Origin of the sequence: Streptomyces sp. NPDC001406 (assembly GCF_042895285.1) — a bacterium.
Lineage (GTDB): Bacteria > Actinomycetota > Actinomycetes > Streptomycetales > Streptomycetaceae > Streptomyces.
Window position 1 is genome coordinate 58,928 of record NZ_JBIAWG010000005.1, and the last position, 16,411, is coordinate 75,338.

The following is a 16,411-nucleotide window of genomic DNA, read 5'->3' on the forward strand; positions in this document are numbered from 1 at the left end:
CAGGGGTTGCCGGACAGGTAAGAGAGTTCGCGATACCGAACACGCTGCGTACACACATCGCGACCTCCCGTTTACTACCGTAGGCAACCGACGGTGACCGCACCAGCAGATTGCGTACATGGCCCGGTCCCGTTGGGGGCACAATCGGCCAAGGATGAACAAGAGTTTCCAAAGCAAAAGGGGCAGCCCAGAGGGTCTCCGGTGAGGCGGGAGGCGGGAGACAGGTGGGCGAATCGCGTGGGCGGCGGGGTGTCGAGTAGCGTTGCCGACCATGCGTCTCGTCATTGCCCGGTGCTCCGTCGACTACGCCGGCCGGCTCACCGCCCACCTCCCCTCGGCCCCCCGCCTGATCCTGGTCAAGGCGGACGGCAGCGTCTCGATCCATGCAGATGACCGGGCCTACAAGCCCCTCAACTGGATGTCGCCGCCCTGCACGCTGAAGGAGGGGGCCGGCGAGGAGGAAGGCGTCTGGACCGTCGTCAACAAGACGGGCGAGAAGCTGATCATCACCATGGAGGAAGTCCTCCACGACTCCTCGCACGAACTCGGCGTGGACCCCGGCCTGATCAAGGACGGCGTGGAAGCACACCTCCAGGAGCTGCTCGCCGACCGCATCGAGACCCTCGGCGAGGGCTACACCCTGATCCGCCGCGAGTACATGACCGCCATCGGCCCGGTCGACATCCTGTGCCGGGACGCCGACGGGCAGACCGTCGCGATCGAGATCAAGCGGCGCGGCGAGATCGACGGCGTGGAGCAACTCACCCGCTATCTCGAGCTGCTCAACCGCGACCCCCATCTCGCCCCCGTGCGCGGCATCTTCGCCGCCCAGGAGATCAAGCCCCAGGCCCGGGTCCTCGCGACCGACCGGGGCATCGGCTGCCAGGTCCTCGACTACGACGCGCTCAGGGGCATCGAGGACGACAAGCTGCGGCTGTTCTGAGGCGCCGGGAGCCGCTTCGGTACGTACGGCGGTGAGGGCCGGGTCCCGGACGGGGACCCGGCCCTCATGTGCCGTGGGAGACCTGTGCGCGGCCTCAGATCACCGCACCCGGGACACGGCTCTCCGGCGCACCGGCCGAGCCGCTCGACGCGGCGGGGGCGCTGGAGGCGGGGCCGCTGGCCGAGTTGGAGGTCGTCGGGGTCGACGACGGGGTCGGCGTGGGCGTGGGCGTGGGCGTGCTCGACCGGGTCGGGGTGGACGACGGGGTCGACGACGGGGAGTGCGAGGTCGACGGCCGCGGGGACGTCGGGCGCGTGCTGGACTTGGACGGCTTCGGCGAGGTGCCGCCGCTGCCGCCGCCCGACCCCTTCGTGCCGCTCGGCCGGTCCGAGGGCTCGGGGGTGTCGGACGGGGAACCCGGGTCCGTCGGGCGGCTGGTGGCCGTGCCCGTGTCGCCCTTGCTCCCGTCGTCCTGCGTCGGGTCCGCGCCGAGGCTGCCGTCGTCGGTGCCCTGGCTGGCCGAGGGGTTGACGCTCACGTTGTTCGACGGGTCGTCGGCGCTGTCGTGCGACGTCATGCCGAGGGTGACCACCGTGCCGAGCACCGCGGCGAGCAGCGCGCCGGAACCGGCGGCGACGAGGTTGCGCCGGGCCAGGCGCCGCAGGCCGCCGCCCTGGGTCTTCGGCGCCGGGTCCGAGGACCGGTGGGTGACCAGCGTGTCGCCCGCGGGCGGCAGCGCCGGCAGATAGGCCGCGCGGACTCCGCCGGGCGGCGACGCCGACTCGTCGTGGCGCGCGTCGGACACCTCCTCGCCCGCCGTGGCCCCCACGCCGGGCATGTCGCCCGCGCGGTCGGCGACCAGGGCCAGGGCGCGCCGGCCGGCGACCGTGCCGCGCTTGTCGGCGAGGGCGCCGCGCAGCCCGTTGGAGGCCTCCAGCTCGGCGCGGGCCCGGTCGAGCTGTCCGCCGCAGAGCGCGAGTATGCCCAACTCATGGTGGAAGTAGGCCTGTTCGGAGACCTCACCGGCCTGCCGGGCGGCCTCGGAGCCGGAGCGCAGCGCCCGGTCCCAGGCGTTCCAGCGGAGGCCCGCGGCGAAGGCCGGGGCGGCCGTGCGGGCCAGCTCCACGGCGGTGCTCTCCTCGCCCTCGGCCGGGGGCGTCGTCGCGGGCACCACGACGGCCAGCGCGGCGAGCAGGGCGTCGGCCTCGGCGCACACCCGCTCGGGGGTGACGGAGGGATGTCCGGCCCACCAGGCGTAGTGCCGGGCCGCGGTGAGGGCGGTGTCGTCGGCGTCGTCGGCGTATCCGGCGGCCTCCAGCTGGGCCTGCACACCGGCCGCGAGGCGGTAGCGGGAGCCGACCGGGGAGACCAGTCCGCAGGCGGCCAGCTCGGCGAGGGCGGCGTCCGCGTGGGTGTCGCCGACCAGGGCGGGCAGATGGGCCTGGTGCGGCACCTCGCCGCCCAGGGCGACGGCGAAGCGCAGGGCGGCGCGGGCGGAGGCGCTCAGCCGGGAGGCGAGCAGCGGCGCGGGCGCGGCGGCCTCGCCGAGGGACGGCAGGGGCACCTCCGCGGCGTCGACCGGCTCCGCCTCGACCGGGGCGGTGGGGGTACCTCCCTGCTCGAGCGCAGCCGAGAGCTTGGGGGACGGGAGCCGTACGTCCTCGAAGACGCCGACCTCGTCGACCGCGCCCGCGCTGGCCCGCAGTTGGTCGCGCTGTCGCAGCAGGGCCCCGGCCTGGACGAAGCGCAGGGGCAGGCCCTCGGACTCGAACCAGAGGTCGCCGGCCCAGTTGGACTCGTCCTCGGTGAGGACGCGGCCGACGGCGCGCTCCATCAGGTCCACGCCCGCGGCGCGGTCCAGGCCGCTGAGGAAGACCTCCTCGATCGCGGAGTCGGCGGAGGGGGCGGGCACGTCCGGGGTGGCGCCGATCAGGAAGGCGCACTCGGGGGTGGCGTCGATGAGCTCGTCGAGCCCGGTGCCGCCGAACTCGATGTCGTCGACGACGACGACCGCGCCGATCTCCCGGACCAGTTCCAGCAGTTCGTCCTGGGCCGGCCGGTGCAGGGGCGCGTCGTAGACCGCGTGGAACAGGTCGTGGAGCAGGTCGCTCGTGGTGCGGTGGAACCCGGTGAGGCGGACCACGCCGTCGGGGGCGAGGTCCGAGCAGTCGTCGGCGACGAGGTCGAGGAGGGCGCTGCGGCCCGCGCCGGCCGGGCCGGTGAGCCGTACGGAGCGGCCGCGGGCGAGCAGCCGCACGAGGCGCTCGCGCTCTTCCTGGCGCTCCAGGAGCGGCAGCGCGGGCTGCGCGGGTCCCGGGGGCACGGGCGGCCGGGCGGCGCGCTCGGTCTCGGCTCGCTCGGCCGCGGTGAGCTTCGCGGGTCGGCCGGGCCGCTCCGCGGGCGGGCAGAGCTCTATCTCGCTGCCGTCGACGGGATTGACGGTGAGCAGGAGGTCGCCCGAGACGAGCTGCACCGTGCGGGCGAGTGCGGGTGCGCTCTGGACGAAGTCTGAAGTGAGGGATTCCCGGGGCGGGCGCTGGCGCGGCGTGCTGCCGTCACCGTTCTGGCCGTGCCCCTCGGGTCCCCGGTTGATCGGGTCCATAGGTTCCTAGCCCCCCAAAAGCGTTGTGTGCCCGTATCCGGCCCCTCCCGGCCTGCTGCACACCGCGCTGTCGCTTCTGGTCCGGGCCCGCTCGAGGGTTGCATGGCTGCGGGCGACCGAACCTTAAACCTTGGCACAGTATCTCCGACAGGTCGGGGTACCGGGCCGTCCGAGACGTCACAGTCTCGTGAGGATTGCGCGCGACGTGCGGTTCGCCGATGTCCGACCGGGTCTCGTCCGCACCCTGGAGCACACCCGATCGAGGAGTTACACCCGGGGCAGCGACTCCACCCCGATGCCCCCCTCGATGGCCAGGATCCGGTGCAGCCGGGTGGCCACCAGCAGGCGCTGCATCTGCGGCGGTACACCGCGCAGCACCAGGCGGCGGCCGCAGCGGCCGGCCCGCCGGTGGGCGCCCATGATCACCCCGAGTCCGGTGGCGTCCCAGGAGTCCAGTTCTGACAGGTCGAGCACGAGGTCGCCGACTCCGCCGTCGACGGCCGCATGCAGGACCGTACGGGCGTCCGCCGCGCTGCGGACGTCGAGGCGGCCCCCGACGACCAGCCCGGCGTGGTCGCCCCTGATGTGCATATGCGCTCCCCGTGAGTGCGGCGTCGTGCTCCAGGTACTCCAAGACGGTGCGTTGCACCGTCTGACTGCTTCAGCGGCGGCCAGGTTGCCGTCTGTAAGCGAACCGATACCGAATTCACCCCCGCGGGTGATACCCGCGGGGACTGTGCGGTTTCAGCGGCGGTACGTACACGAGTTTCAGTACGTGTAGAAGCCCTGCCCGCTCTTGCGTCCGATGTCACCGGCGTCAACCATCCGGCGCATCAGCTCCGGCGGCGCGAACTTCTCGTCCTGCGACTCCGTGTAGATGTTGCTGGTGGCGTGCAGCAGGATGTCGACACCGGTGAGGTCCGCCGTGGCGAGCGGGCCCATGGCGTGGCCGAAGCCCAGCTTGCAGGCGAGGTCGATGTCCTCGGCCGTCGCGACGCCCGACTCGTACAGCTTGGTCGCCTCGACGACGAGGGCCGAGATGAGCCGGGTGGTGACGAAGCCGGCCACGTCCCGGTTGACGACGATGCAGGTCTTGCCGACGGACTCGGCGAACTCCCGCGCGGTGGCGAGGGTTTCGTCGCTGGTCTTGTAGCCGCGGACGAGTTCGACGAGCTGCATCATCGGAACCGGCGAGAAGAAGTGCACACCGACGACCCGCTCGGGGCGCTCGGTGGCCGCCGCGATCTTGGTGATCGGGATCGCGGAGGTGTTGGAGGCGAGCACCGCCTCCGGGCGCACGATCTTGTCGAGCGCGCGGAAGATCTCGTGCTTGACCTCGAGCTTCTCGAAGACGGCCTCGACGACGACATCGGCGTCCGCGGCCGCGTCCAGGTCGGTGGTCGCGGTGATGCGGCCAAGGGCGGCGTCGGCGTCGTGCGCCTCCATCTTGCCCTTGCTCACGAACTTGTCGTACGAGGCCTTGATGCCGTCGGTGCCACGCTTGAGTGCCTCGTCGGTGACGTCACGCAGGACGACGTCCCAGCCCGCCTGCGCGGAGACCTGGGCAATGCCGGAACCCATGAGACCGGCCCCGATGACGGCAAGCTTCCGTGCCACTCCGACTCCCCTTACACGCTGTTTACGTATGGCTCTTTCGCGGACGATAGCGCTCGTGAGGGGCCGTGTGACCGGTAAGTAATGCGCGTCACGTCTCAGCTGACGGACATCACACCGGGAGAGGTCATTCCAAGCCTCGGACGGCGTAGTTGAGCACCTTTTCACTGAACAGGTCCTCTATGTCGTCAAGGAGGACCAGCATCTCTCGGGACACTTCACGCGGATCGCGACCTTTGATCATCTCGCAGGCGATGGCGGACATGACGGCATGGTGGGCCCAGTTGATCTGACCCGCCATCAGGGCGGGGAGCGGATCGCCCTGCGCCGCACCGGTCTCCTCGCGCAGCACGGCCTCAAGATTGGCCTGGATCTCCTGCTGGATCGCCCACAGCCGGGAGCGCAGCGCGGGCGCCTCCTCGATCACCCGCATGAAGCGGGCGTAGCCGGGGATCAGCCCGACCCGGGGCGAGACCGCCTCGACCTCCTCGCGCAGTTCGCGCAGCACCGCCACGGCGGCCGACTCCCCGTCGGCGCGGCCGCGCACCCAGCGGGCCAGCCGGTCGATCATGCCGGAGGACCGGTCGAAGAAGAGGTCCTCCTTGGCCGGGAAGTAGTTGTAGACCGTGTTGACGGAGACATTGGCCGCGTCGGCGATCTCCGCCATCGTCACCGCGTCGAATCCGCGCTCGATGAACAGGCCCGTGGCGACATCCGAGATGTACTGCCTGGTCTGCCGCTTCTTCCGCTCCCGGAGCCCTTCTGCCATGGCCGAATCCTAGCCTCGCCGGACCACTTCACTGGGCAGAGTGAAAACTTGAAGTCATTGCAAAATTTCATGGACTCTGTTTTTCTGGCGGCATGACAGCAGTCATCAGCGCGGCCGGACTGGCCCGCACCTTCCAGACGAAACGCGGCCCTGTGGAGGCCGTGCGCGGCATCGACCTCACCGTCCGCGAGGGCGAGATCCTCGGCTTCCTCGGCCCGAACGGCGCCGGCAAGACGACCACCCTGCGAATGCTCACCACCCTGCTGAAGCCGACCGGCGGCGCGGCGTCGGTGGCCGGCCACGACCTGGCCACCGACCCGGCCGGAGTGCGCCGCGCATGCGGCTACGTCGCCCAGTCCGGCGGCGTCGACGGGCAGATCGGCGTGCGGGAGGAGCTGGTCACCCAGGGCCGCCTGTACCGCCTGCCAAGGGTTCGGGCCGTCGAGCGCGCCGCCGAACTGGCCCGCGACCTGGACCTCACCGGCCTGCTGGACCGCAGGACGTCCGCGCTGTCGGGCGGTCAGCGACGACGCCTGGACATCGCGATGGCGCTCACCCACCGGCCGAAGATCCTGTTCCTCGACGAGCCCACGACCGGTCTCGATCCCGGCAGCCGCGCGGACCTCTGGGCCCTGATCCGACGGCTGCGCGACGAGCACGGCACGACGGTCTTCCTCACCACCCACTATCTGGACGAGGCCGACGCCCTCTCCGACCGACTGGTCGTCGTCGACCGGGGCGTGGTCGTGGCCGAGGGCACACCGAGCGCGCTGAAGCTGGAGTACGGCGGCTCGATCGACGCCTCGCTCCAGGACACGTTTCTCGCCATCACCGGCCGCGGGCCCTCCCCGGCCGACGCCGCCCCCGTAGCCGTATAGGACACCGAGGACCGAGCCGATGCTCCTGCACGACACCGCACTCATCTACGGCCGCTATGTGCGCCAGTCCCTGCGCTCCCGCTTCGCGCTGCTCTTCGGCGTCCTGATGCCGCTGCTGTACCTCTTGTTCTTCGGCCCGCTGCTCACCGGCCTGCCGCTCGGCGCGCGGGGCAGCTCCTGGCAGGTTCTCGTCCCCGGGCTGCTGCTCCAACTCGGCCTGTTCGGGGCCGCCTTCGCGGGGTTCACGATCATCATCGAGAAGGGGCAGGGGGTGGTGGAGCGCATGCGTGTCACTCCGGTCAGCCGGCTCGCCCTGCTGCTCGGCAGGGTGCTGCGCGACGCCACGGTCTTCGTCTTCCAGGCGGTGCTGCTGGTGCTGGCCGCGGTGGCGATGGGGCTGCGCGCGCCGCTGCCCGGCATCCTGATCGGCTTCGCGTTCGTCGCCCTGCTCACCGTCTCGCTCGGCTCGCTGTCGTACGCGATGGCGATGAAGGTGAGCACCCCGCAGGAGTTCGGCCCGCTGGTCAACGCGCTGACCATGCCCTCGATGCTCCTGTCGGGCCTGATGCTCCCGATGACCCTGGCCCCGGGCTGGCTGGACGTGCTCTCCCACTTCGTCCCGTTCCGCTATCTCGTGGACGCGGTGCGGGACGCGTACGTCGGCTCCTACACGACGGCACACATGCTCTACGGCGTCCTCGTCGCCGTCGCCTTCGCGACTCTGGCCGTGACGGTGGGCACACGCGTGTTCCGAACGGCCGGAGGGTAACTACGCTGGTCACATGGTCAATCTGACGCGCATCTACACCAGGACCGGCGACAAGGGCACCACCGCCCTCGGTGACATGAGCCGGGTCGCCAAGACCGATCTGCGGATCTCGGCCTACGCCGACGCCAACGAGGCGAATGCGGTGATCGGTACGGCGATCGCGCTGGGCGGCCTGGCGGAGGAGATCGTCGAGGTCCTCACCCGGGTGCAGAACGACCTGTTCGACGTGGGTGCGGACCTGTCGACGCCGGTGGTGGAGAACCCCGAGTTCCCGCCGTTCAGGGTCGAGCAGTTCTACATCGACAAGCTGGAGGCGGACTGCGACCGCTTCAACGAGCAGTTGGAGAAGCTGCGCTCCTTCATCCTCCCCGGCGGCACCCCCGGCGCGGCCCTGCTCCACCAGGCCTGCACGGCCGTACGCCGTGCCGAGCGCTCGACGTGGGCGGCCCTGGAGGTCCACGGCGAGATCATGAACCCCCTGACGGCCACCTACCTCAACCGTCTCTCGGACCTGCTCTTCATCCTGGCGCGGACAGCGAACAAAGCCGCGGGAGATGTCCTCTGGGTTCCAGGCGGCGAACGCTGAGATGACCTGCCCCCGGCCGGGGGTCCGGGGGTTGCCCCCGGAACATGCAGCATCCCGGCGCGGACGGCCAACAATGAGGTCGGGGACGTGCTGTGGGTGCCGGGCGGGGAGCGCCAGGGGGTGTCGTTTGGATCAGGTCGGCCGTGACGAACGGTGCGGCCTGGCCGACCCCGAGCGGGGTCATGGGGGTGCCCCCTGCTCGAGCGAAGCCGAGAGCTTGGGGGCGAGTGACGACAACGCGGCTGGGGGGCCCCCCTGCTCGAAGAGCTTGGGGGAGTGCGTGCCAGGGCCCGCGACGCCGGGATGATCCAAACGACACCCCCTAGGGAAGCTTGGCGGGCTCCCGCTTGGGAAACAGGGTGTAGCTCGCGGCGATGATCACGTTGATGCCGATCACCCACACCATCCTCAGCTGCCACGCCCGCAGCGAACCGGTCCCGGCGTCGTCGCCGACGTACCAGACCGCGGCCTGGAGCAGGGCGATGGCCACCACGGACGCCAGGATCCAGCGGCCCGCGACCTTCCACTCGTGGATGGCGCGGGCCGTGCCGTACCTCGGTGGCCTCACCGGCGGCGGGCCGCCGGCGAACCGGTGCGCGATCCGGGCGTCGGCCCACTTGATCGTGGAGTGCCCGAGGCCCACGGTGAAGCCGATGTAGACGGCCGCGAGGCCGTGCCGCCAGTCGGGCTCCGCGCCGTTCTTGAGGTCGATCGCCGTGACGGCGAACAGCACGAGCTCCAGCAGCGGCTCGCACAGCAGCAGGGCCAGCCCGGTGCGCGGCATCCTCAGCGGATAGCGGAAGGCAAGTCCGGCCGCCAGCAGCACCCAGAAGGCCACCTCACAGGCCACGATCAACCCGACGATCACGTCTCGCTCCTCTCGGTCACCCCTCCAGGCTCCCGTCGGTCCGCGCGGATCGCGTCATCGGCGGTGACGAACTCCCCGTACATCGAAAGATGCAGTTCGGGACCGTTCCACAGGAGCACGCGTGCGGTGCGCGCGCCGTGTTGGATGGGGGCATGGCCCTGACGCTTCCGCGCCCGCACCGCGAGGACATACGCATCGCCGTGGGCGGCTTCCTCGGAGGTGTGCTGATGTGGGGGCTCGGGCTCAGCCCCCGGGAGGTCACGGACAGCCTCGTGCTGTGGCCGCAGCGGTGGGCCGTGCTGGTGCCGCTGGCCGTGACGGCCGCCTGCGAGCTGCTGCGCCGTACCCGGCCGAGGTTCGCCATGCTGGTGGGCACCGCCATGCTGACCGTGGACACGGTGACACAGGGCAGCGTGGTCACGGTCGTCCTGTTCACCGACCTCATGTACGCGGCCGTCCTGTACGGCACCCCGGCCTCCGCCCGCCGTATCCCCTGGATCACCGGGCTGCTCACGGTGATCGGCGGGGTGGTGCCGGCCGCGCTCTGGCGTGATCCGGCGGGTCTGCTGATCGGGGTCGGGGTCGGCGTGGTGGCGTTCGCCCCCGCCGCCACCGGCTCGGTCGTGCGCGACCACCGTGACGCGGCCGAGGCGGCCCGGCTGCGTGCCGAACAGACCGCGCTGCTGGCCGAGATGGACCGCGTCCAGGCGGTGACCGCCGAGCGGGCGCGGGTGGCCCGCGAGTTGCACGACATGGTCGCCAACCATCTGTCCGCGATCGCCATTCACTCCACGGCCGCGCTGTCCATCGACGACCCCGGCACCTCCAAGGAAGCCCTCGTCGTCATCCGGGAGAACAGCGTCGAGGGGCTCGCCGAGATGCGGCGGCTGATCGGGATCCTGCGGGACCGCGGCGGCGAACACGAGCCGTCCGCCACCCCCACCCTCGACGGCCTCACCACCCTGGTCGACGGCGCCCGTGCCAATGGCCTCGACGTCACCCTGGACGCCGACCACGGCCGGGTGCCCGCCCCGGTCGAGCTGGCCGCGTACCGCATGGTCCAGGAGTCCCTGACCAACGCGCTCAAGCACGCCTGCCCGGGCCGTGTCACCGTCCGCCTGGCGCAGCGGGACGGCATGCTCGACCTCCGTGTGACCAGCCCCTACGGTCATCGGGACGCCCCCCGCGCCCCCGGCTCCGGCGCCGGGCTGACCGGGATGCGGGAGCGGGCGACCCTGCTGGGCGGCCGGTTCGACGCAGGCCCCGAGGACGGGCTCTGGACCGTACGTGCCACCCTTCCCGTGACCGAAGGAGACCCCGAATGATCCGCGTCCTGGTCGCCGAGGACCAGTCCGCCGTGCGCGCCGGACTGGTGCTCATCCTGAACAGCGCGCCCGACATCGAGGTGGCCGGCGAGGCGGCGGACGGGGAGCGGGCGGTGGCGCTGGCCCGGGAACTGCGGCCGGATCTGGTGCTGATGGACGTTCAGATGCCGCGTCTCGACGGGGTGTCGGCGACCCGGAAGGTCGTCGCGGAGGGGCTCGCGGACGTGCTGGTGCTCACCACCTTCGACCTCGACGAGTATGTCTTCGGGGCGCTGCGGGCCGGTGCGGCCGGGTTTCTGCTGAAGAACACCGAAGCGAAGGATCTGCTGGAGGCGGTGCGTACGGTGGCGCGCGGGGAGGGGATCGTCGCCCCGGCCGTCACCCGGCGGCTGATCGCCGAGTTCGCCGCGCGGCCGGTGCGGGAGTCGAGCGCCGATCCCGCGGTCCTGGAGTCGCTGACCCCCCGTGAGCGCGAGGTGCTGTCCTGCCTCGGGGAGGGGCTGTCCAACGCGGGGGTCGCCGAGCAGCTGGACATGGCGGAGGGGACCGTGAAGACGCACGTCAGCCGTCTGCTGGCGAAGCTGGAGCTGCGCAGCAGGGTCCAAGCGGCCGTGCTTGCCCAGGAGTTGGGGATCTAGGGGAATTCCGGGCGAGTGGTCCAGACCTATTGACCCGTGGTCCAGACCTTTCTATTCTCGCGGCACCGTGGGCGTGAAGGCTCAGTCATGCCCCTGACACCCCCGAGAAAGAGGGAGGCGCAGCATGCGCTTCAGACACAGAGCCGCGGCAGGGTTCGCGACCCTGTTGCTCCCCCTGGCCGGACTGGTAGGCCTCGCGAGCCCCGCCCAGGCCGCGACGACCGCCACCGCCACCTACGCCAAGACCCAGGACTGGGGGTCCGGCTTCGAGGGCAAGTGGACCGTCAAGAACACCGGCACCACCGCCATCAGCTCGTGGACGATCGAGTGGGACTTCCCCTCCGGTACGTCCGTCACCTCGGCCTGGGACGCGGACGTCACCTCCTCCGGCACCCACTGGACCGCCAAGAACAAGTCCTACAACGGCTCCATCGCCCCGGGTGCCTCCGTCTCCTTCGGCTTCAACGGCGCCGGCTCCGGCTCACCGTCCAACTGCAAGCTGAACGGCGACAGCTGCGACGGCACCACGGTCCCCGGTGACGCGGCGCCCTCCGCGCCCGGCACCCCGACCGCGTCGAACATCACCGACACCTCGGTGAAGCTGTCCTGGTCGGCGGCGACCGACGACAAGGGCATCAAGAACTACGACGTGCTGCGCGACGGCTCGAAGGTCGCCACCGTGACGACCACCTCGTACACGGACAACGGCCTGAGCGCCGGCACCGACTACTCCTACACCGTCCAGGCCCGTGACACCGCCGACCAGACCGGTCCGGTCAGCGGCGCGGTCGCGGTCCACACCACCGGTGGCGGCACCAATCCCCCGCCCACCGGCGACAAGGTCAAGCTCGGCTACTTCACCGAGTGGGGCATCTACGGCCGCAACTACAACGTCAAGAACCTGGTGACGTCCGGCTCGGCCGCCAAGATCACCCACATCAACTACGCGTTCGGCAACGTCACGGGCGGCCAGTGCGCGATCGGCGACTCCTACGCCGACTACGACAAGGCCTTCACCGCCGACCAGTCGGTCAGCGGCGTCGCCGACACCTGGGACCAGCCGCTGCGCGGCAACTTCAACCAACTGCGCGAGCTGAAGGCCAAGTACCCGAACATCAAGGTGCTGTGGTCCTTCGGCGGCTGGACCTGGTCCGGCGGCTTCGGACAGGCGGCGGCCAACCCGGCCGCGTTCGCGCAGTCCTGCTACAACCTGGTCAAGGACCCGCGGTGGGCCGATGTGTTCGACGGCATCGACATCGACTGGGAGTACCCGAACGCGTGCGGTCTGTCCTGTGACACCAGCGGGGCGGCGGCCTTCAAGAACGTGATGTCCGCGCTGCGCGCCAAGTTCGGCTCGAACAGCCTGGTCACCGCCGCGGTCACCGCCGACGGTTCCTCCGGCGGCAAGATCGACGCGGCCGACTACGCGGGCGCGGCCCAGTACGTCAACTGGTACAACGTGATGACGTACGACTTCTTCGGCGCCTGGGCGGCGCAGGGTCCGACGGCCCCGCACTCCCCGCTCACCTCGTACAGCGGCATCCCGACCGCCGGCTTCACCACGGCCGACGCGATGGCCAAGTACAAGGCGAAGGGCGTGCCCGCGAGCAAGCTGCTCATCGGCATCGGCTTCTACGGCCGCGGCTGGACCGGCGTCACCCAGGACGCACCGGGCGGCACGGCCACGGGCCCCGCGGCCGGCACCTATGAGCAGGGCATCGAGGACTACAAGGTGCTCAAGACGTCCTGCCCGGCCACCGGCACCATCGCGGGCACGGCGTACGCGCACTGCGGCAGCAACTGGTGGTCGTACGACACTCCCGCCACCATCAACAGCAAGATGGCGTGGGCCAAGTCCCAGGGCCTGGGCGGCGCCTTCTTCTGGGAGTTCAGCGGTGACACCAGCAACGGCGAACTGGTGAGCGCCATCAACTCCGGGCTGTCGTAACGGAGTCATGGCTCTCTAAGCAACATTGACGCGCTGACCGGGCGGGGCTGCTTCCAGCCACGCGAGAAATCCGGTCAGCGCGTCTTCGCTCATGGCGAGTTCGAGGCGGATGCCCCGATGGGTACAGGCGAGGATGACGGCGTCGGAGAGCAGCGCCAGTTCCTCCTCGCCCTCGGGAACCCGGCGGCCCGCCACCTCGATCTGCGAGCGTTCCAGGACGCGGCGCGGGCGGGGGGCGTAGGAGAAGACCCGGTACCACTCGATCCGGTCGCCGTTGTAGCGGGCGACGCCATAGCTCCAGCCCTTGCCGCTGGCGTCGGGTTTCTCCGGTACGTCCCAGCGCAGGCTGCAGTCGAAGGTTCCGCCGGACCGCTGGATCAGTCTGCGCCGCAGGCCGAACAGGAAGAGTCCCACCACCACGAGCGCGACCACGACTCCGCACACAGTCAGAGCGAGGACCATCGGCACCGACCTCCTCGTCTCCTAGGTAACGGAACGGAAAAAACACCCACATCTGCCTCAGCCGCGGCTGGGGCCGGATTGCTCCGGTCCCAGCCGCGGCTGAGTGACGTCATCACACAGTGCGCTGGTTCAGCGCGATGCCGCCGCACGCAGTCGAACGTCCGCGCGGCGCTCGGCGGACGCGTCCGCGTCCGACTTCGCGCGCTCGAGCGCCCGCTCCGCGCGCTGGACATCGATCTCGTCCGACAGCTCGGCGATCTCGGCCAGCAGCGACAGCTTGTTGTCAGCGAACGAGATGAAACCGCCGTGCACCGCGGCGACGACCGTTGCACCATCACTCGTACGGATGGTCACCGGGCCCGACTCCAGCACACCGAGCAGCGGCTGGTGACCGGGCATGACGCCGATGTCGCCGGAGGTGGTGCGCGCGACGACCAGGGTGGCCTCGCCGGACCAGACCTGGCGGTCCGCGGCGACCAGCTCGACGTGCAGCTCAGCAGCCAAGGGTGGCTCCTCGGGTCACCACCCGGCGGTAGTGCCGGGTGTGGGTCAATTCTAGAGGGCGTGGAGAGAGGGGCTGACACACCCCCGCCGGGTGCGACCCCGGAGGGAGATGCCCAGCCCCTCTCAGATGAGCACGGGGCTCAGGAGACGCCCAGCTCCTTGGCGTTGGCCTTGAGGTCCTCGATGCCACCGCACATGAAGAACGCCTGCTCGGGGAAGTGGTCGTACTCACCGTCACAGATCGCGTTGAACGCGGCGATCGACTCTTCGAGCGGCACGTCCGAGCCGTCCACGCCGGTGAACTGCTTGGCAACGTGGGTGTTCTGGGACAGGAAGCGCTCCACACGACGGGCACGGTGGACGACGAGCTTGTCCTCCTCGCCGAGCTCGTCGATACCGAGGATCGCGATGATGTCCTGGAGGTCCTTGTACTTCTGCAGGATCGTCTTCACGCGCATGGCCGCGTTGTAGTGGTCCTGCGCGATGTACCGCGGGTCCAGGATGCGGGACGTGGAGTCCAGCGGGTCCACGGCCGGGTAGATGCCCTTCTCGGAGATCGGACGGGACAGAACCGTCGTCGCGTCGAGGTGGGCGAAGGTGGTGGCCGGGGCCGGGTCGGTCAGGTCGTCCGCGGGGACGTAGATCGCCTGCATCGAGGTGATCGAGTGACCACGGGTCGAGGTGATGCGCTCCTGGAGGAGACCCATCTCGTCGGCCAGGTTCGGCTGGTAACCCACCGCGGAGGGCATACGGCCGAGCAGCGTGGAGACCTCGGAACCGGCCTGCGTGAAGCGGAAGATGTTGTCGATGAAGAACAGCACGTCCTGCTTCTGGACGTCACGGAAGTACTCGGCCATGGTGAGGCCGGCCAGCGCGACGCGCAGACGGGTGCCCGGGGGCTCGTCCATCTGACCGAAGACCAGGGCGGTCTTGTCGATGACGCCCGAGTCGGTCATCTCCTCGATGAGGTCGTTGCCCTCACGGGTGCGCTCACCGACACCGGCGAACACGGAGACACCGTCGTGGTTGTTGGCGACACGGTAGATCATCTCCTGGATGAGCACCGTCTTGCCGACGCCGGCGCCGCCGAACAGGCCGATCTTGCCGCCCTTGACGTACGGGGTGAGCAGGTCGATGACCTTGACGCCCGTCTCGAACATCTCGGTCTTCGACTCGAGCTCGTCGAAGTTCGGGGCCTTGCGGTGGATCGGCCAGCGCTCGCCGTCGTAGGTCTCGTCGACGTTCAGCACCTCACCGAGGGTGTTGAACACCTTGCCCTTGGTGAAGTCACCGACGGGGACGGAGATGGCGGAGCCGGTGTCCGTCACCGTGGCCTGGCGGACCAGACCGTCGGTGGGCTGCATGGAGATGGTGCGGACCAGGCCGTCACCCAGGTGCTGGGCGACCTCCAGGGTCAGCGTCTTCTTCGCGCCGGCGTTGGCCGGGTCGGCCACCTCGACGTGAAGGGCGTTGTAGATCTCCGGCATCGCGTCGACGGGGAACTCCACGTCGACGACCGGGCCGATGACCCGGGCGACGCGGCCCGTGGCCGTCGCGGTCTCAACAGTGGTGGTCATTAGCGGTCACTCCCCGCGGTCGCGTCGGCCAGGGCGCTCGCGCCACCGACGATCTCGCTGATTTCCTGGGTAATTTCGGCCTGGCGGGCCGCGTTGGCAAGCCGGGAGAGGCTCTCGATGAGCTCACCGGCGTTGTCGGTCGCCGACTTCATCGCGCGCCGCGTGGCGGCGTGCTTCGAAGCGGCCGACTGGAGCAGCGCGTTGTAGATACGGCTCTCCACGTAGCGCGGCAGCAGGGCGTCGAGGACGTCCTCTGCCGAGGGCTCGAAGTCGAACAGCGGCAGGATCTCGCCCTTCGGCGTCTCCTGCGCGACCTCTTCGAGGCGCAGCGGCAGCAGCCGGGCGCCGAGCGCCGTCTGCGTCATCATCGAGACGAACTCGGTGAAGACGATGTGGATTTCGTCCACGCCGCCGTCCGCCGTCTCCTTCTCGATGGCCTCGATCAGAGGCTCCGCCACCTTCTTGGCGTCCGCGTACGAGGGCTCGTCGGTGAAGCCGGTCCACGACTCCGCGATCTTGCGCTCACGGAAGTTGTAGTGGGCGACACCACGGCGGCCGACGATGTACGTGTCGACCTGCTTGCCCTCGCGCTCCAGGCGCTCGGTCAGCTGCTCCGCCGCCTTGATGGCGTTGGAGTTGAAGGCACCGGCCAGACCGCGGTCGCTCGTGAGGAGCAGGACCGCGGCACGGCTCGGGTTCTCCGTCTCCGTGGTCAGCGGGTGCTTGGTGTTCGAACCGGTACCGACCGCCGTGACCGCGCGGGTGAGCTCGGTCGCGTACGGCGTGGAGGCCGCCACCTTGCGCTGCGCCTTGACGACACGCGAGGCGGCGATCATCTCCATCGCCTTGGTGATCTTCTTGGTCGCGGTGACGGATCGGATGCGACGCTTGTAGACCCGGAGCTGGGCTCCCATGAGTCAGGTCCCTT

16 protein-coding genes are annotated in these 16,411 nt (G+C 70.1%); 7 read left to right on the plus strand and 9 right to left on the minus strand.

The genetic code is table 11. From position 1 onward, the window contains the following. Positions 1-271 precede the first annotated feature (271 nt). Complete coding sequence (nucS, locus tag ACFY1J_RS13290) at positions 272-943, plus strand: endonuclease NucS (protein ID WP_363294292.1); 672 nt, start codon at positions 272-274, stop codon at positions 941-943. A 94-nt stretch (positions 944-1,037) separates the two neighbouring features. On the opposite strand, the gene ACFY1J_RS13295 is transcribed toward nucS, so the two are convergent. The 4 genes from ACFY1J_RS13295 to ACFY1J_RS13310 all read right to left on the minus strand — a co-directional run bounded on the left by ACFY1J_RS13295 (position 1,038) and on the right by ACFY1J_RS13310 (position 5,928). Continuing rightward, complete coding sequence (locus ACFY1J_RS13295) at positions 1,038-3,545, minus strand: ATP-binding protein (protein WP_390731241.1); 2,508 nt, start codon at positions 3,543-3,545, stop codon at positions 1,038-1,040. A 267-nt stretch (positions 3,546-3,812) separates the two neighbouring features. Then, positions 3,813-4,136 carry an STAS domain-containing protein gene (locus tag ACFY1J_RS13300; RefSeq protein WP_263212752.1) on the minus strand — a complete coding sequence of 108 codons (324 nt, stop codon included), beginning with the start codon at positions 4,134-4,136 and terminating at the stop codon, positions 3,813-3,815. A gap of 177 nt (positions 4,137-4,313) precedes the next feature. After that, a complete protein-coding gene (locus tag ACFY1J_RS13305; protein WP_390708932.1) occupies positions 4,314-5,162 on the minus strand; it encodes a 3-hydroxyacyl-CoA dehydrogenase family protein in 849 nt (282 codons plus the stop codon). A 124-nt stretch (positions 5,163-5,286) separates the two neighbouring features. Next, positions 5,287-5,928 (minus strand): TetR/AcrR family transcriptional regulator, encoded by a 642-nt coding sequence (locus tag ACFY1J_RS13310; RefSeq protein WP_390731242.1) that lies wholly within the window; start codon positions 5,926-5,928, stop codon positions 5,287-5,289. A 92-nt stretch (positions 5,929-6,020) separates the two neighbouring features. On the opposite strand from ACFY1J_RS13310, the gene ACFY1J_RS13315 reads away from it, so the two are divergent. The 3 genes from ACFY1J_RS13315 to ACFY1J_RS13325 are packed head-to-tail and all read left to right on the plus strand — an operon-like array spanning position 6,021 to position 8,161. Further along, entirely contained in the window at positions 6,021-6,806 is a 786-nt protein-coding gene (locus tag ACFY1J_RS13315) for an ATP-binding cassette domain-containing protein (protein ID WP_390708930.1), read from the plus strand. 19 nt (positions 6,807-6,825) lie between these two features. After that, entirely contained in the window at positions 6,826-7,575 is a 750-nt protein-coding gene (locus ACFY1J_RS13320) for an ABC transporter permease (RefSeq protein WP_390708929.1), read from the plus strand. 13 nt (positions 7,576-7,588) lie between these two features. After that, a complete protein-coding gene (locus ACFY1J_RS13325; protein WP_390731243.1) occupies positions 7,589-8,161 on the plus strand; it encodes a cob(I)yrinic acid a,c-diamide adenosyltransferase in 573 nt (190 codons plus the stop codon). Between the two features lie 322 nt (positions 8,162-8,483). On the opposite strand, the gene ACFY1J_RS13330 is transcribed toward ACFY1J_RS13325, so the two are convergent. Further along, complete coding sequence (locus tag ACFY1J_RS13330; RefSeq protein ID WP_390708927.1) at positions 8,484-9,029, minus strand: hypothetical protein; 546 nt, start codon at positions 9,027-9,029, stop codon at positions 8,484-8,486. A gap of 152 nt (positions 9,030-9,181) precedes the next feature. Here ACFY1J_RS13330 and ACFY1J_RS13335 point away from each other — a divergent pair, with 152 nt between their 5' ends. The 3 genes from ACFY1J_RS13335 to ACFY1J_RS13345 all read left to right on the plus strand — a co-directional run bounded on the left by ACFY1J_RS13335 (position 9,182) and on the right by ACFY1J_RS13345 (position 12,940). Next, complete coding sequence (locus ACFY1J_RS13335) at positions 9,182-10,354, plus strand: sensor histidine kinase (RefSeq protein WP_390708926.1); 1,173 nt, start codon at positions 9,182-9,184, stop codon at positions 10,352-10,354. Then, positions 10,351-10,992 carry a response regulator gene (locus ACFY1J_RS13340; protein ID WP_390708925.1) on the plus strand — a complete coding sequence of 214 codons (642 nt, stop codon included), beginning with the start codon at positions 10,351-10,353 and terminating at the stop codon, positions 10,990-10,992. The genes ACFY1J_RS13335 and ACFY1J_RS13340 overlap by 4 nt, the downstream gene beginning before the upstream one ends. Before the next feature lie 124 nt (positions 10,993-11,116). Beyond that, positions 11,117-12,940 (plus strand): glycosyl hydrolase family 18 protein, encoded by a 1,824-nt coding sequence (locus tag ACFY1J_RS13345; protein WP_390708924.1) that lies wholly within the window; start codon positions 11,117-11,119, stop codon positions 12,938-12,940. A 15-nt stretch (positions 12,941-12,955) separates the two neighbouring features. On the opposite strand, the gene ACFY1J_RS13350 is transcribed toward ACFY1J_RS13345, so the two are convergent. The 4 genes from ACFY1J_RS13350 to ACFY1J_RS13365 form a co-directional block, all read right to left on the minus strand. Further along, the gene (locus tag ACFY1J_RS13350; protein ID WP_390708923.1) at positions 12,956-13,402 is read right to left on the minus strand and encodes a DUF2550 domain-containing protein; all 447 of its coding nucleotides are present in this window, start codon (positions 13,400-13,402) and stop codon (positions 12,956-12,958) included. Between the two features lie 129 nt (positions 13,403-13,531). After that, positions 13,532-13,906, minus strand: coding sequence for a F0F1 ATP synthase subunit epsilon (locus ACFY1J_RS13355; RefSeq protein ID WP_390708922.1), 375 nt, complete (start codon positions 13,904-13,906; stop codon positions 13,532-13,534). 140 nt (positions 13,907-14,046) lie between these two features. After that, positions 14,047-15,483, minus strand: coding sequence for a F0F1 ATP synthase subunit beta (gene atpD / locus ACFY1J_RS13360; RefSeq protein ID WP_390708921.1), 1,437 nt, complete (start codon positions 15,481-15,483; stop codon positions 14,047-14,049). Further along, positions 15,483-16,397, minus strand: coding sequence for a F0F1 ATP synthase subunit gamma (locus ACFY1J_RS13365; RefSeq protein ID WP_390708920.1), 915 nt, complete (start codon positions 16,395-16,397; stop codon positions 15,483-15,485). Before ACFY1J_RS13365 ends, atpD begins: the two co-directional genes overlap by 1 nt. Positions 16,398-16,411: the final 14 nt, after the last annotated feature.